We start from the raw sequence: 14,778 nt of genomic DNA, 5'->3' as shown, positions 1-14,778 counted from the left end.
GGGCGGAGATCGTGGCTGAATCCATCGCACGGGATCGTCTGCCGACCGTCGGGGTGCGGCGGGGCGGACCGTTGATCGTGACCGAGGATGTGGAACTCCTCGACGATCTGCTGCGGCTGTGCGCGGCCGCCGGAGCGGAACCAGAAGTTCATCACTCGTTGCCCGAACGCAGAGGCGGCTGGGAGCAGGCCCCGATGGTTCTCGTGGGGGACGATGCCGCCCAGCGGTGCCGCGGAGCGGCGCGCAGGCGCGGTGTGATGCTCGTAGGCCGGGACCAGGACGCCCCGGATGTCTGGCGCCGCGCCGTGGAGATCGGGGCCGAATATGTGCTGAGGCTGCCCGATTCGGAGGGGTGGCTCGTCGATCAGATCGCCAATGCGGCGGAAGGCGTGGGCCGGCCGGCACTCACCGTCGGGGTGATCGGCGGACGGGGCGGATCCGGTGCATCCACACTGGCCTGCGCCCTCGCGGTGACCGCGGCCAGGGCCGGACGGCGGACCATGCTGATCGACGGTGACCCGCTCGGCGGGGGCATCGATGTACTGCTCGGTGGCGAACGGGCCGAGGGAATGAGGTGGCCGGATTTCGTCCATTCCAAAGGGCGGGTCGGTGGAGGCGCACTGGAGGAGTCGCTGCCCGCACTGCACGGTCTGCGGGTGCTCAGCTGGGGCCGCGACGACTGGGTGGTCATTCCGCCACAGGCCATGCAGGCCGTGCTGGCTGCCGCGCGCAGGCTCGGCGGGGTGGTGGTCGTCGACCTGCCGCGCAGGGTCGACGAGTCGGTGGCCGAGGCGCTTGCGCAGCTGGATCTCGGGCTGTTGGTGGTTCCCGGAGAGCTTCGCGCAGTCGCGGCGGCGAAGCGGGTGGCGTCGATGGCCGGGATGGTGCTGGACGACCTGCGGGTGGTGGCCCGCGGCCCGTACGCGGCGGGCCTCGACGAGCGGTGGGTGGCGCAGGCGCTGGGGCTGCCGCTTGCCGGTGAACTCCCACTCGACTCCGGATTGCTGGCCACCCAGGAGGGCGGCGCGCCACCCGGCGGCAATGCGCGCGGTCCACTGGCCAGGTTCTGCGCGGCGTTCTGGGAGCGGGCACTCGTCCCGGAGGGTGCAGGGGGACGCGCCGGTGGGGGTGCGTCGTGACGGAGACGCTGCTTGACGCCGTGCGGCAACGGCTGGCACAGAGCGGCGCGGCGCCGACCCCGGCCGGGGTCGCGGCAGCTCTTCGGGCCCAGGGACGGCTGCTCGGCGATGCCGAAGTGCTCGGCGCGGCCGATGAGTTGCGTGGCGAGCTGGTCGGCACCGGGGTGCTGGAACCGCTGCTCGCCGACCCGGCCGTGACAGATGTCCTGGTCTCCGCGCCGGACCGGGTGTGGGTGGACCGGGGCGGCGGGCTCGAACTCACCGGGGTGACCTTTCCGGACGCTGCTGCGGTGCGCAGGCTGGCACAGCGGCTGGCGGCCGTGGCGGGGCGGCGGCTGGACGACGCCCGGCCCTGGGTGGACGCCCGGCTGCCGGACGGCACCCGTATGCATGCTGTGCTGCCGCCGGTGTCCGTCGGCTCGACGTGCCTGTCGCTGCGGGTGGTGCGGCCCAGGGCCTTCTCGCTGACGGAGCTGGTCGCGGCGGGGACCGTGCCGCCGGGTGGTGACCGGGTACTGAGGGCGTTGGTGGAAGCCCGGGTCTCGTATCTGATCAGTGGGGGGACGGGGGCTGGGAAGACGACCCTCTTGTCGAGTCTGCTGGGTGCGGTCGGGGAGCGTGAGCGAATCGTGCTCGCCGAGGACTCGGCGGAGCTGCGGCCGGACCATCCGCATGTGGTGCGCCTGGAGTCGCGCCCTGCCAACCAGGAGGGGGCGGGACGAGTGACTCTGAAGGACCTGGTGCGGCAGGCGCTGCGGATGCGGCCCGACCGACTGGTGGTCGGGGAGGTGCGGGGCGCCGAGGTCACCGAACTGCTGGCCGCGCTGAACACCGGCCACGAGGGCGGCTGCGGGACGGTTCATGCCAATGCAGCCGAGCACGTCCCGGCCCGCCTTGAGGCGTTGGGGACGGCGGCGGGACTGGACCGGGCAGCACTTCACAGCCAGTTGGCGGCCGCGCTGTCGGTGGTGGTCCATCTCGTACGGGACCGGGCCGGACAGCGGCGGATCGCCGAGGTACAGGTCCTGGAGCGGGATGCGGCCGGGCTGGTGGTGACCGTGCCGGCACTGCGCTGGGGTATCGACGGATTTGTGCAGGAGCGGGGCTGGGGGCGGCTGCGGTCGATGACCGGGGGTGCGCTGTGAACGGTGGCACGGCGGTGGGTCTGTCGGCCGGCGCGAGCTTTGCGGCGGTCTTGTGCGTCGGGGTGGCGGCCTGGCTGGTGATGGTGCAGGACCAGGGGCGTCGGCGAGCGCGGGTGCTGTTCGTCGACAGGGCGGTGGAGTCGCCGCTGCGTGAGCGCTGGGAGCGGATTCGGGCTTGGTTCCAGGAGCGGTTGCGGGCGCGGCGGGAGTGGCTCTGTCTGCCGGTGGCGCTGGCCATTGCCGTGCTGGGGGAATCCGTGCTGCCGGTGCTGGCGGTGGTGGTGGCGGTGCCGCTGGTGCGGCGGTGGCTGCGGGGACGGGCCCTGACGCAGGAGCGGGAACGCCGGGCCGATGGGGTGGTGGAGTTGTGCGGTGCCGTCGTGGGTGAGCTGCGGGCCGGGCACGAGCCGGGGCAGGCGTTGCTCGTCGCTGTCCGCGGGACCGGGGTGATGGGAACGGCGGAGGCCGCTGTGTCCGCTGCGGCGCGGTTCGGCGGCGATGTGCCGGGGACGCTCGGGCAGGCGGCTCGGGAGCCGGGTCTGGACGGGCTTGCCGGGGTGGCGGCCTGTTGGCGGGTGGCGGTGGACGGCGGGACCGGGCTCGCGGCGGGCCTGGACCGCCTGGAGGGTGCGCTGCGGGCGGAGCGACGCAGACGGGAGGAGTTACGGGCCCAACTGGCCGGTGCCTGGTCGACGGTGGCCGTGCTCGCGCTGCTGCCGGTGCTGGGTCTGGGGCTGGGGGCGGCGCTCGGGGCCGATCCGCTGAGGGTGCTGCTGCACACGCCCGCCGGGCTGGTCTGTCTGGTGGCGGGTGGGTTGCTGGAGGCGGCCGGGCTTTGTTGGGCCGGCCGGATCGTACGGGCGGGGGAGGCGGCGTGAACGGGGTCACCGGCGAAGTCGTCCACCGGGCGGCGGCAGCGTGGGCGGTTCTGGGCGCGGCTGCGTATCTGGCCCTCGCCCTGGCGGGACGGCGGCAGAGGCGGACGGTACACCGTCGGGGTGCGGTGCTGCTGGCCATCGGCCTGGAGAAGCGTCGGCGCGGGCGGACGGTTTCCGGCGCCCGGGTGAAGGAATGGATTGCGCCACTGGGTGCTTTGGCGACAGGCGTGGTCCTGATCGGCGGCCTGCCGGGGTTCGCTACCGGGCTGGCAGGGGCGTACGGCGCCTGGAGGTGGCAGCGGGCCCGGCGCAGCCGCGAACCGGGGGTCGGCGCTGTGGAAGCGGCGCAGGTCTCGCGGCAACTCCCGTTGGCGGCGGACCTCTTGGCGGCCTGCATTTCTGCCGGAGCCGGGCCCCGAGAAGCGGCGGAGGCGGTGGGGGAGTCGCTGGGCGGACCGGTCGGCGTGCGTCTGGCGCGGACGGCCGCGGAGATCCGGCTCGGTGGTGAACCTGCGGTGGCCTGGGGGCGGTTCGGGGAGATACCGGGCGCGGGTGCGCTGTCCCGCTGCCTGGACCGGGCGGGGTCGACCGGGGCTCCGGCGGCGGAGCCGGTGGCGCGGCTCGCCGAGGCGATGCGGGCGGAGCGGGCGAGCGCGGCCGTGGCGCGCGCCCAGCGGGCAGGCGTGCTGATCACCGCACCGGTCGGGCTCTGTTTTCTGCCCGCTTTCCTGGCGGTCGGGGTGGCGCCGGTGGTGATCGGTCTGGCGACCGGCCTGCTTCACAACGGGTGACAGAAAAGTACTAGTAAGTATCTATGCGATATGAATTATGTATTTCGCGGGGGGTTGAAATGGCACAGCGAATCAGGGGCTGGGTGCGGAGCATGGCGCGCCGAGTCCGGTCGGACAACGGAATGACGACATCCGAATATGCGGTGGGGACAATCGCGGCCTGTGCGTTCGCGGCGGTGCTCTACAAGGTGGTCACCAGCCAGCCGGTCATGTCCGCACTGCAGTCACTGCTCAAGGACGCGCTCGATGCGAAGTTCTAGGAGCAGTTCCGGGGCGTGCGCCGGAGGTCGTTCCAGGACCGTGTGCGGGGGTGGAGACCGGGGGGCGGTGACGGCGGAAGCGGCCATGGCGATTCCGGTGCTGGTGGTGTTCGCCCTGGCGCTGGTCTGGGCGCTGATGGCCGCCTCCGCCCAGATCCGCTGCGTGGACGCGGCCAGGGCCGGGGCGAGGGCGGCGGCCCGCTCGGAACCGGAGGCACAGGTGCTGGAAGCCACTCGTTCGGCGGCACCCGGTGGGGCCGAAGTCGCGATGGAGCGGACCGGGGAGCTGTGGCGGGTACGAGTGGCGGCGCCGATGCCCGGACCCGGCCCACTGGCCTTCAAGCTCCATGCGGATGCGGCAGCACTTGCAGAGGACACTGTGGGGGTGACGCCATGACCGGGACAGGAGGGGGAGCCCGGAAGGCCGTCCTCGGGTGGCTGCACAGGAGCGGGGATCACGGTCCGAATCGAGGTCGGGCCCCGGACCGGGACAGAGGCCTGGCGACGGTGTGGGTGGCGATGACCACGGCCACGTTGTGCGCGGTGTTCGCGGTCGTGCTGGCGCTCGGACAGGTGATGGTCGCCCGGCACCGGGCCGGCGGTGCGGCGGACCTGGCAGCCTTGGCCGCGGCCGACCGGGCCCTGCAAGGGCCCGGGGAGGCGTGCGGGGCGGCCGAGGAGGTGGCCGCGGCACAGGGGGCGGTGGTGGTGCGGTGCACGGTGCGTGGGGAGATCGCCGATGTGACGGCCCGGGCGAGTTTCGGGCCGTACGAACCGGCGGTCAGGTCCCGGGCCGGTCCTTCGGCGGCTGCTCCCGGCTCTCCGGATCCGTCGCCTCCGACAGTTCCGGAGGGCCCGGCTCCCCCGGGTCCGGCGGAGCGGACCGGAGGAGTTCGCTGAGGAGGCGCACGGCGCCCCGCTTGTGCAGCGGATCGTTGCCGTTGCCGCACTTGGGGGATTGGATGCAGGACGGGCAGCCCGCTTCGCATTCGCAGGACGCGATGGCCTGGCGGGTCGCGGTCAGCCACGTACGGGCGGTGTGGAAGGCCCGCTCGGCGAATCCGGCACCGCCCGGATGACCGTCGTACACGAAGACCGTGGGCAGCAGGGTGTCCGGGTGCAACGGCACGGAGACGCCACCGATGTCCCATCGGTCGCAGGTGGCGAAGAGCGGCAGCATCCCGATCGATGCGTGCTCCGCGGCATGCAAGGCGCCGCCCAGGATCTCCGGGTTGATACGGGCGGTGTCGAGCTGGTCCTGCGTGACCGTCCACCACACGGCGCGCGTGCGCAGAGTGCGGGGCGGCAGATCCAGCTTGGTCTCGCCGAGGACCTCGCCGGTGATCAGTTTGCGACGCAGGAAGGAGACGACCTGGTTGGTGACTTCCACGGAGCCGTAGCAGAGCCGTCCGTCGCCCCACGGGATCTCGGTGTCGGTCTCCAGGACGGCGATGGCGGTGGTGTCGCGTGCGGTCGTCGAGTACGGCGGGTTGGCCTCCTCGACCAGGGCCACCGAGTCCTCCAGGTCCAGCTTCCGGACCAGATAGGTGCGGCCCTGGTGGAGGTGGACGGCGCCTTCGTGGACGGCGGTGTGCGCGGCCGGTTCGTCGACGGTGCCCAGCAGCCGGCCGGTGCCCTCCTCGACGATCTGGACGGGGCGGCCGCCCTCGCCGCGGATGTCGGTGAGATCGGCGGCGCGCTCGCGGCGGGTCCAGTGCCAGCCCGATGCCCGTTTGCGCAGCAGCTTCGCTGCCTCCAGCTGCGGCAGCAGTTCGGCCACGGCCGGGCCGAAGAGCTCCAGATCGGACTCGGTGAGCGGGAGCTCTGCAGCGGCGGCACACAGGTGCGGGGCGAGGACGTACGGGTTGTCCGGGTCGAGGACGGTCGACTCCACGGGCTGTTGGAAGAGCGCCTCGGGATGGTGGACAAGGAAGGTGTCCAACGGGTCGTCGCGGGCCACCAGGATCGCCAGGGCACCCTGGCCGGAGCGTCCGGCGCGGCCCGCCTGCTGCCACAGCGACGCCCTGGTGCCGGGATAGCCCGCGATGACGACGGCGTCCAGGCCGGAGACATCGACGCCGAGTTCGAGGGCGGTGGTGGCGGCCAGGCCGAGCAGTCGGCCGGAGTGCAGGGCGCGCTCCAGGGCGCGGCGTTCCTCGGGGAGATAACCCCCGCGGTAGGCGGCGACCCGGGCAGGCAGGGAGCGGTCCACCTCGGCGAGGCGTTCCTTGGCGATGACGGAGATCAGTTCGGCGCCGCGCCGGGAGCGCACGAAGGCGACCGAGCGGACGCCCTGGACGGTCAGATCGGTGAGGAGGTCGGCTGTCTCGGCAGTGGCGGTACGGCGCACGGGCGCGCCCTTCTCGCCATGCAGCTCGGTGAGGGGCGGCTCCCACAGGGCGAAGATCATTTCGCCGCGCGGCGAGGCGTCGTCGGCGACCTCCTTGACCGGGAGACCGGTGAGGCGGCCCGCCGCGACGGAGGGCTCCGCCGCGGTGGCCGAGGCGAGAAGGAAGACCGGATTCGCTCCGTAGCGGGCGCACAGACGGCGTAGCCGGCGCACCACCTGGGCGACGTGGGAGCCGAAGACACCCCGGTAGGTGTGGCACTCGTCGATGACGACGAAGCGCAGGGTGCGCAGGAAGGAGGACCAGCGGGGGTGGGACGGGAGTATTCCGCGGTGGAGCATGTCGGGGTTGGTCAGGACGTAGTTGGCGTACTGGCGCACCCACTCGCGTTCCTCGACCGGGGTGTCGCCGTCGTAGACCGCGGGCCTGATGGCGTTGCCGAGCGGCGCCGCGAGTTCCTTCACCGCTCGCCTCTGATCGGCGGCCAGGGCCTTGGTGGGGGCGAGATACAGGGCGGTCGCGCCACGGCCGTTCGGGGCCTCGGAGCCGTCGAGCAGTGCGGTGAGTACCGGGGCGAGGTAGGCGAGCGACTTGCCGGACGCCGTGCCGGTGGCGATGACCACGGATTCGCCGTCCAGGGCATGCTCGGCGGCGGCCGCCTGGTGTGCCCAAGGGTGGTCGATTCCGACTTTTCGGATCGCGGCGATCACTTCTGGCCGGATGCGATCGGGCCAGATGGCATGGGTTCCCGTACGCGGGGGCAAGTGCTCCGTATGAGTGATGCGCGCGGACCGGCCCGCCGCTGCGGCGAGCCGGTCGAGGACCATGGCGGGAGAGGGGCGGGAGTCCCTGTTCTCGGGTGGTCGACTGGGGCGGTGATTCTTGGCCATCGGCACCGAGTGTGTCACTGGCATGACGGACAATGGTCCCAAGGCGTCGTGCATGGCTGCTGGTAAGTGATTGAATGCCATCGCGGCTGGCGATCCGTCCCCTGGCTCCGCCGGGGAGACCGAGGGGCGACCGCTCGATAGCAAGGTGCTGGAGGATCCGTGGACCTGTCCTTGTCGACTCGCAATGTGTCCGGCCCTGGTGGCGACCGTACGGTCGTCGAGGTCGGTGGCGAGATTGATGTGTATACCGCGCCCAAGCTGCGCGAGCAGTTGGTCGAGTTGGTGAATGACGGCAGCTACCACCTGGTTGTCGACATGGAGGGAGTCGACTTTCTCGACTCCACCGGCCTCGGCGTGCTCGTGGGCGGCCTGAAGCGTGTCCGGGCCCATGAGGGCTCGTTGCGCCTGGTCTGCAACCAGGAGCGCATTCTCAAGATCTTCCGGATCACTGGTCTGACCAAGGTGTTCCCGATTCACACCACGGTCGACGAGGCAGTTGCGGCCACCGACTGACGGTCGGTCCGCGGCCGGTTCGGCACGGTCGGTGCACCGGTAGCCGTGACCGGCGGGCGGCCTGACCGCCGATTGCCTCAGCCAGGCAGTCGGCCGGTCGGGCAGTCAGTGGTCGGGATCTGGGTATCCAGTACCCCGACCGCTGAGCAACCGGTCGGCGTCCGGTCTGTCGGCCGACTGCTTGACGGTCGGCTGTTCGGCATTCGGCCGCTCGGGAACAGGCCGTCTGCCGGTTCGGGCGCCTGTCGGTCAGTCGACAGCCTGTCCGTCAGTGGGCCGGAGGTCGGCGACCAAGCCGGTCGGCCGACGGCTTCGCCGGTTCCGGAACAAGACTGGAAGAAGACTGGAAGAAGAGCAGGGGTGTCGGGCAGCCCGCCCGGGTCCCCTGGGATGCACGCCCGTACGTCTGAGGGGGATCGCATGGCCACCGTTGAACTCCGCTTCAGCGCCCAGCCCGAACACGTCAGGACGGCCCGCCTCGTGGCAGCCGCCGTGGCGCGCCGGGCGGGGGTCGATGAAGCCGTGCTCGACGAGGTCAGACTCGCCGTCGGTGAAGCCTGCAGCCGCGCAGTCGGGCTGCACCGCAGCCATGGCATCACCGCTCCCGTCTCCGTCGTTCTGACCGAGGAGGAGAAGTCCTTCTCCATCGAGGTCGGCGACGAGGTGCCCGGGCCGGGTGCCGAGCCCGCTCCCGCAGCAACACGCGGCGCCACGCCCGGCGTGGGACTCGACGGTCCGGATTCCGAGGCCGACGCCGACGGCGAGGACGAGATGGGTCTCGCAGTCATCAGCGGCCTCGTCGATGATGTGGAAGTCAGATCGGGGGCCAACGGCGGAGTGATCCGCATGAGCTGGCCGAAGACGCCCGTGACGGTGCTTCCCTGAGGCGCCGCAGGCGTCACGGGCGGTCCGACCGTCCCGATTCCTCCGAAGTCATCCCCCGATCCATTTCTTGATCCCTCTTTTGGGCCCTGCTGAGCAGGGCCTTTTTTCATTTCTGTGTGATCATTGGTCTACGGAAAATGTGCCTGCCCCATTACTGCATTCGGGTCGATCCGTGACCGCGATCATTTGCCGATCCGCCGTTAAGGTCAATTACATTTACCGCGCACTGTTTTGATCAGCTCCCGCTCCCTACAATCCGTCCACGTCTTGAGCGCTGAGCGTCAAGGAGGACGTATGGCGGAGTTCTTCAACACCCCACTGGCAGGACTGACGCAAGATTCCGCACTTTCCACACCTTCCGGTCGACCCGCATCTCTCGCGGCCGCGGTACTCACCGATGAAAACCGCGTCATCGTGATCGCCGTCGCGGTCGTCGCCATCGCCGCACTGGTCGTCGCCCGGCTGCTGGTGCGCCAGGTGCTGGCGGCCGGTGAGGGCACCGACCGCATGAAGGAGATCGCGGCAGCCGTCCAGGAGGGCGCCAATGCCTATCTGGCCCGGCAGCTGCGCACCGTCGGCATCTTTGCCGTCGTGGTCTTCTTCCTGCTTCTGCTGCTTCCGGCCGACAACTGGTCGCAGCGCGCGGGCCGTTCGTTGTTCTTCCTGGTGGGTGCGCTTTTCTCGGCGGCCACCGGATACATCGGGATGCGGCTTGCCGTACGCAGTAATGTCCGTGTGGCTGCTGCTGCGCGTGAGGCGACTCCCGCGGAAGGGGAACCCGAAAGGGATCTCACCGCTGTTTCGCACAAGGCGATGAAGATCGCTTTTCGTACCGGCGGCGTGGTCGGAATGATCACCGTGGGCCTCGGGCTGCTCGGTGCTTCCTGTGTCGTCCTCGTCTATGCCGCCGACGCGCCCAAGGTGCTGGAGGGCTTCGGTCTCGGCGCCGCGCTGATCGCCATGTTCATGAGGGTCGGAGGCGGTATCTTCACCAAGGCCGCGGACGTCGGCGCCGACCTCGTCGGCAAGGTGGAGCAGGGCATCCCGGAGGACGACCCACGCAATGCCGCCACCATCGCCGACAACGTGGGCGACAACGTCGGTGACTGCGCGGGCATGGCGGCCGACCTCTTCGAGTCGTACGCCGTGACGCTCGTCGCGGCGCTCATCCTCGGCAAGGCCGCCTTCGGCGACTCCGGGCTGGCCTTCCCGCTGATCGTCCCGGCGATCGGCGTGGTCACCGCGATGATCGGGATCTTCGCGGTCGCCCCGCGGCGCGCCGACCGCAGCGGGATGACCGCCATCAACCGCGGATTCTTCATCTCCGCGGTGATCTCGCTCGTCCTCGTGGCCGTGGCGGTCTTCGTCTACCTGCCGTCCTCGTACGCGGATCTGGACGGCGTCACCGACACCGCCATCTCCTCGCACGGCGGCGACCCGCGGGTCTTCGCCCTGGTCGCCGTCGCCATCGGCATCGTGCTGGCCGCCCTGATCCAGCAGCTGACCGGCTACTTCACCGAGACCAACCGGCGGCCCGTCAGGGACATCGGCAAGTCCTCGCTGACCGGGCCGGCCACCGTTGTACTTGCCGGTATCGCCATCGGCCTGGAGTCCGCCGTCTACACGGCACTACTGATCGGTCTGGGCGTCTACGGGGCGTTCCTGCTCGGCGGTACGTCGATCATACTGGCGCTCTTCGCGGTGGCCCTGGCGGGGACCGGGCTGCTCACCACCGTCGGTGTCATCGTTGCCATGGACACCTTCGGCCCGGTCTCCGACAACGCGCAGGGCATCGCGGAGATGTCCGGTGACGTCACGGGCGCCGGTGCTCAGGTCCTCACCGACCTGGATGCCGTCGGCAACACCACAAAGGCCATCACCAAGGGCATCGCCATCGCCACCGCCGTCCTGGCGGCGTCGGCGCTCTTCGGTTCGTACCGCGACGCGATCGCCACCGCGGTCGACGGCGTGGGGGCCAAGGCCGGGGGGATGACACTCAGTCTGGACATCTCGCAACCCAACAACCTGGTGGGCCTGATCCTCGGTGCCGCGGTCGTCTTCCTCTTCTCCGGGCTGGCGATCAACGCGGTGTCCCGGTCCGCCGGATCCGTGGTCTACGAGGTACGCCGGCAGTTCCGCGAGCATCCCGGGATCATGGACTACAGCGAGAAGCCGGAGTACGGGCGCGTCGTCGACATCTGCACCAAGGACGCCCTGCGCGAGCTCGCCACGCCCGGCCTGCTCGCCGTACTGGCGCCGATCGCCGTCGGGTTCACGCTCGGCGTCGGGGCGCTGGGTTCGTATCTCGCGGGCGCCATCGGTACCGGCACGCTGATGGCGGTCTTCCTGGCCAACTCCGGTGGTGCGTGGGACAACGCCAAGAAGCTCGTCGAGGACGGTCATCACGGCGGCAAGGGCAGCGAGGCCCATGCCGCGACCGTCATCGGGGACACGGTCGGCGACCCGTTCAAGGACACGGCAGGACCGGCGATCAACCCCTTGCTCAAGGTGATGAACCTGGTCGCGCTGCTCATCGCCCCGGCGGTGGTGCAGTTCAGCTACGGGCAGGACGCGAGCGTCGGCGTACGAGCGGTGGTGGCGGTGCTCGCCGTCGCCGTCATCATCGGCGCGGTCTACGTCTCCAAACGGCGCGGGATCGCCGTGGGGGATGAGGAGGACCCCGCTGACAGTGGCGGGGGACCCGCCAAACCGGCCGACCAGGCGGCTGTTTCATGAAGCGGCGACGGGAAGAGGCTGGTGGCATGTAGCCGGCCCCGGCTCAACGACCGGGCGGGCGACGCACTCTGATGTGTCGTCCGCCCGGTCCGTTCTGGTGTCGGCATGCCGGCCGGTACGCCCGTCCGTGTGCTTGCTCGTGCAGGTGCTCCAGCGTCCCGAGGGCTGTGTGGGTGAGTTGTATCTCCCTCATTTCCCTTGGTGCAAATGGCTGCAAAAGGCAACTCATCGGACGTCCGGCACCCGGATGGAGGGCGCTCGACGTGTAAGTTCCGGGGCCGAGAGCCTTGGAAGGGACCGATCCGGTGAACAAGAAGCTTGCGGCCGCGCTGTCCGGCGGTGCGGTACTGGTACTTACGCTGTCGGGCTGCAGCAGCGACGACAACAGCGACAAGGTGAACGCCTGGGCCAAGAAGGTCTGCGACCAGGTCCAGCCCCAACTGCAGAAGATCGCGAACGCCAACGCCGCCATCCAGCAGCAGACCGCCGACAACAGCAAGCCCGCCGATGTCCAGAAGACCGACTCGGCCGCCTTCCAGCAGATCTCGCAGGCGTACAAGGCGCTGGGCGCGGCTGTCGATTCGGCGGGCGCGCCGCCGGTCGACGGCGGCGAGACCACGCAGAAGGAGGCCGTGAAGGAGCTCAACGCCTCCTCCGCGGCGTACGCGAACCTGCAGAAGAAGGTCGACGCCCTCAACACGAAGGACCAGGCGAAGTTCGCCGACGGTCTCAAGGGCATCGCGGACGAGCTGAACAAGATCGGCACCAGTGGTGACGAGGCGCTGAAGAAGCTCCAGTCCGGCGAGGTCGGCGCCGCGATGGCGAAGCAGGAGGGCTGCCAGAAGCCGACGGCCTCGGTGCCGCCGAATACCGCTCCCTCGAAGCCGGCCTCCCCGTCCGCCTCGCCCAGCAAGAAGTCGTAACCGGGCGGAAGCAGTGGTTGTACGGACGGCACGGCGGCCCCGGTGGGCGCCGGGCCGCTGCCGTTGTCAGCGGTAGCGGCCACAATGGGTGGGTGAGTACGACCAGTCTCCCCGCGCCCGACCGTTCGCCCCGGCTCCGCGAAGCCCTGCTCGCCGCCGCCTTCACCGCCGATGGGCTCCTCGACCTGCTCGGTGCGCCGGCCTATGCCGCGCTCGCCCGCAGCGAGACGGTTCCGGCGCTGCGCGCCACCAGGGGGGACTCCCCGCTCGAAATACTGGTGCGGCTTTTCCTGCTCCAGCAGTCCGTCCCGTACGAGCGGGCCCGCGTCGCGCTCCCACTGGCCGAGTGCATCGAGGACGGCTGGGTGACCCGGACCGGCGACGAGGTGCGGGCCACGGTCGACGTACGCCCCTACAGCGGGCCCGAGGGGCAGGACTGGTACATCGTCTCCGACCTGGGCTGCGCGGTCGGCGGCGCGGGCGGCATCGGTTCGCGCGAGGAGGGCGTGGTCCTCGGAGTCGGCGGGGCGTCCACCACACTCGCCGGGATCACTGTCCGCACGCCTGTCGCCTCCGCGCTCGATGTCGGTACGGGCTCCGGCATCCAGGCGCTGCACGCCTCGCAGCACGCCACCCGGGTCACGGCCACCGACCTCAACCCGCGTGCGCTGGACTTCACCCGGCTGACGCTCGCCCTGTCCGGAGCCGCCCCGGCCGAGCTGCGCCAGGGTTCCCTGTACGAGCCGGTCGGAACCGAGACGTACGACCTGATCGTCTCCAACCCGCCGTTCGTCATCTCGCCCGGCGCCCGCCTCACCTACCGCGACGGCGGCATGGGCGGCGACGATCTGTGCCGGACCCTGGTGCAGCAGTCGGGCGACCGATTGAACGAAGGCGGATACGCCCACTTCCTCGCCAACTGGCAGCACATCGAGGGCGAGGAGTGGCAGAACCGGCTGAGTTCCTGGGTGCCTCACGGCTGCGACGCCTGGATCGTGCAGCGCGAGGTCCAGGACGTCACGCAGTACGCGGAGCTGTGGCTGCGCGACAGCGGCGACCACCGCACGGACCCCGCCGAGTACGCCGCACGGTACGACGCCTGGCTGGACGAGTTCGAGGCCCGCAAGACCAAGGGCGTCGGCTTCGGCTGGATCACCCTGCGGAAGTCCGCCGCGGCTGCCGCCGGGAACCCGTCCGTCGTGATCGAGGAGTGGCCGCACGCGGTGGAGCAGCCGCTCGGACCGGCCGTCCAGGCCCACTTCGCCCGCCAGGACTACCTCCGCGAACAGGACGACGCGGCGCTCCTGGCCGGCCATTTCGCGCTTGCCGCCGAGGTCGTCCAGGAGCAGGTCGGGCTGCCGGGCGCGGAGGACCCCGAGCATGTGGTGCTCCGTCAGAACCGCGGCATGCGGCGTGCGACGAAGGTCGACGCCGTCGGCGCGGGCTTCGCGGGCGTGTGCGACGGAACGCTGCCCGCGGGCCGGATCCTTGACGCGATCGCCCAGTTGATGAACGAGGACCCGGTGCTGCTGCGCGACCGCACCCCGCAGGCGATCCGACTGCTGGTGGAGGAGGGCTTCCTGGACCCGGTGCCGACGGCGAGCTGACGGCGTTGCTCTGGTCCTGGTCCTGGTCTCAGCCCAGGTCTCAGCCCAGGTCTCAGCCCAGGTCTCAGCCCAGGTCTCAGCCCAGGTCTCAGCCCCGGCCCCGGGGTGGGGCGGCTGCTGACTCCGCCACCGCAGCTGTCTCCGGCACCGGGCTCCGTTCTGGCCCGGGCGCGTGCTGCCGTACGTAATGAACGGGCTCGCCACCAGCGTCTTCACGCTCACCACCGACGGTCCGCCGCGGGGGCTGTGGATTCCGGTTGGCTCATGGACCGGTGTTGCCCCAGGGCCTCGGTCCCGCGCTTCCGCGATGTGTGAATCCGGCCATTCACCGGGGGTTTGCGTGCACGACGCCCTGGGGTGGCAGCCTCCCCCTGACCGGATGGCACAGGCCCCGGCCGAGCAGGGACAGGGAGGCGTACGGACATGGAGAGCGGACCTGCGGTCTTCGCCGGAACAGCATTCGCGCTGTTCGGCGCCGCGCTGCTGCTGTGGACGGGAGCGCGAGTGCTGCACCGCGCGCCGGTGGCGCACGGTGTGAGCCCCGTCGCGTCCGCCGCTCTCGCCACTGTGTTCGGCGTACTTTTTCTCGTCCTCGGTGTGTGGTGCTTCACCCGCATCTGATCCACTCCCCGCCGGTACCGGGCCGGGAACCGCAGGGCACGG

General features: G+C 70.7%; 14 protein-coding genes. 13 read left to right on the top strand and 1 reads right to left on the bottom strand.

Annotation, left to right across the window (positions count from 1 at the left end; all coding sequences use genetic code 11):
* Positions 1-77 precede the first annotated feature (77 nt).
* The 7 genes from ssd (at position 78) to IEZ15_RS20300 (ending at position 5,113) form a co-directional block, all read left to right on the top strand.
* Positions 78-1,139, top strand: a complete 1,062-nt coding sequence (gene ssd, locus IEZ15_RS20330; protein ID WP_229846012.1) for a septum site-determining protein Ssd — start codon at positions 78-80, stop codon at positions 1,137-1,139.
* Entirely contained in the window at positions 1,136-2,284 is a 1,149-nt protein-coding gene (locus IEZ15_RS20325; RefSeq protein ID WP_114245260.1) for a TadA family conjugal transfer-associated ATPase, read from the top strand. Before ssd ends, IEZ15_RS20325 begins: the two co-directional genes overlap by 4 nt.
* Positions 2,285-2,364: 80 nt before the next feature.
* Positions 2,365-3,162 (top strand): type II secretion system F family protein, encoded by a 798-nt coding sequence (locus tag IEZ15_RS20320; RefSeq protein WP_189278824.1) that lies wholly within the window; start codon positions 2,365-2,367, stop codon positions 3,160-3,162.
* Complete coding sequence (locus IEZ15_RS20315) at positions 3,159-3,953, top strand: type II secretion system F family protein (protein WP_189278696.1); 795 nt, start codon at positions 3,159-3,161, stop codon at positions 3,951-3,953. The genes IEZ15_RS20320 and IEZ15_RS20315 overlap by 4 nt, the downstream gene beginning before the upstream one ends.
* A gap of 59 nt (positions 3,954-4,012) precedes the next feature.
* Positions 4,013-4,213, top strand: a complete 201-nt coding sequence (locus tag IEZ15_RS20310) for a DUF4244 domain-containing protein (RefSeq protein WP_189278694.1) — start codon at positions 4,013-4,015, stop codon at positions 4,211-4,213.
* On the top strand, positions 4,200-4,610 hold the full coding sequence (locus IEZ15_RS20305) for a TadE family type IV pilus minor pilin (protein WP_189278692.1): 411 nt from the start codon (positions 4,200-4,202) through the stop codon (positions 4,608-4,610). Before IEZ15_RS20310 ends, IEZ15_RS20305 begins: the two co-directional genes overlap by 14 nt.
* Entirely contained in the window at positions 4,607-5,113 is a 507-nt protein-coding gene (locus IEZ15_RS20300; protein ID WP_189278690.1) for an Rv3654c family TadE-like protein, read from the top strand. The genes IEZ15_RS20305 and IEZ15_RS20300 overlap by 4 nt, the downstream gene beginning before the upstream one ends.
* Here the strand turns inward: IEZ15_RS20300 and sftH are convergent.
* Positions 4,995-7,532, bottom strand: a complete 2,538-nt coding sequence (sftH, locus tag IEZ15_RS20295) for a DEAD/DEAH box helicase (RefSeq protein WP_229845993.1) — start codon at positions 7,530-7,532, stop codon at positions 4,995-4,997. The genes IEZ15_RS20300 and sftH overlap by 119 nt on opposite strands.
* Positions 7,533-7,610: 78 nt before the next feature.
* Between sftH and IEZ15_RS20290 the strand changes: the two genes are divergently transcribed.
* From IEZ15_RS20290 to IEZ15_RS20265, 6 genes are all read left to right on the top strand, one after another.
* Positions 7,611-7,964, top strand: a complete 354-nt coding sequence (locus IEZ15_RS20290; RefSeq protein WP_003967428.1) for an STAS domain-containing protein — start codon at positions 7,611-7,613, stop codon at positions 7,962-7,964.
* Between the two features lie 420 nt (positions 7,965-8,384).
* Entirely contained in the window at positions 8,385-8,849 is a 465-nt protein-coding gene (locus IEZ15_RS20285) for an ATP-binding protein (RefSeq protein ID WP_189278686.1), read from the top strand.
* Between the two features lie 294 nt (positions 8,850-9,143).
* On the top strand, positions 9,144-11,585 hold the full coding sequence (locus IEZ15_RS20280) for a sodium-translocating pyrophosphatase (RefSeq protein ID WP_189278684.1): 2,442 nt from the start codon (positions 9,144-9,146) through the stop codon (positions 11,583-11,585).
* Positions 11,586-11,890: 305 nt separating this feature from the next.
* Entirely contained in the window at positions 11,891-12,508 is a 618-nt protein-coding gene (locus IEZ15_RS20275; RefSeq protein WP_189278683.1) for a small secreted protein, read from the top strand.
* Between the two features lie 92 nt (positions 12,509-12,600).
* Entirely contained in the window at positions 12,601-14,115 is a 1,515-nt protein-coding gene (locus IEZ15_RS20270; protein WP_189278681.1) for a DUF7059 domain-containing protein, read from the top strand.
* A gap of 423 nt (positions 14,116-14,538) precedes the next feature.
* Complete coding sequence (locus tag IEZ15_RS20265) at positions 14,539-14,736, top strand: hypothetical protein (RefSeq protein ID WP_093893721.1); 198 nt, start codon at positions 14,539-14,541, stop codon at positions 14,734-14,736.
* The last annotated feature ends 42 nt before the right edge of the window (positions 14,737-14,778 follow it).

Source organism: Streptomyces atratus, assembly GCF_014648655.1.
Classification (GTDB): Bacteria; Actinomycetota; Actinomycetes; order Streptomycetales; family Streptomycetaceae; genus Streptomyces; species Streptomyces atratus.
The sequence above is the reverse complement of the archived record's forward strand: the minus strand, read 5'-3'. Positions and strand labels throughout refer to the sequence as shown.

Excerpts from the sequence above, each read along its gene's own strand:
- IEZ15_RS20320 (WP_189278824.1), top strand. The coding sequence starts at position 2,365 with ATGGTGCAGGACCAGGGGCGTCGGCGAGCGCGGGTGCTGTTCGTCGAC.
- IEZ15_RS20310 (WP_189278694.1), top strand. The coding sequence starts at position 4,013 with ATGGCACAGCGAATCAGGGGCTGGGTGCGGAGCATGGCGCGCCGAGTC.
- IEZ15_RS20305 (WP_189278692.1), top strand. The coding sequence starts at position 4,200 with ATGCGAAGTTCTAGGAGCAGTTCCGGGGCGTGCGCCGGAGGTCGTTCC.
- IEZ15_RS20300 (WP_189278690.1), top strand. The coding sequence starts at position 4,607 with ATGACCGGGACAGGAGGGGGAGCCCGGAAGGCCGTCCTCGGGTGGCTG.
- sftH (WP_229845993.1), bottom strand. The coding sequence starts at position 7,532 with ATGGCATTCAATCACTTACCAGCAGCCATGCACGACGCCTTGGGACCA.
- IEZ15_RS20285 (WP_189278686.1), top strand. The coding sequence starts at position 8,385 with ATGGCCACCGTTGAACTCCGCTTCAGCGCCCAGCCCGAACACGTCAGG.
- IEZ15_RS20280 (WP_189278684.1), top strand. The coding sequence starts at position 9,144 with ATGGCGGAGTTCTTCAACACCCCACTGGCAGGACTGACGCAAGATTCC.
- IEZ15_RS20265 (WP_093893721.1), top strand. The coding sequence starts at position 14,539 with ATGGAGAGCGGACCTGCGGTCTTCGCCGGAACAGCATTCGCGCTGTTC.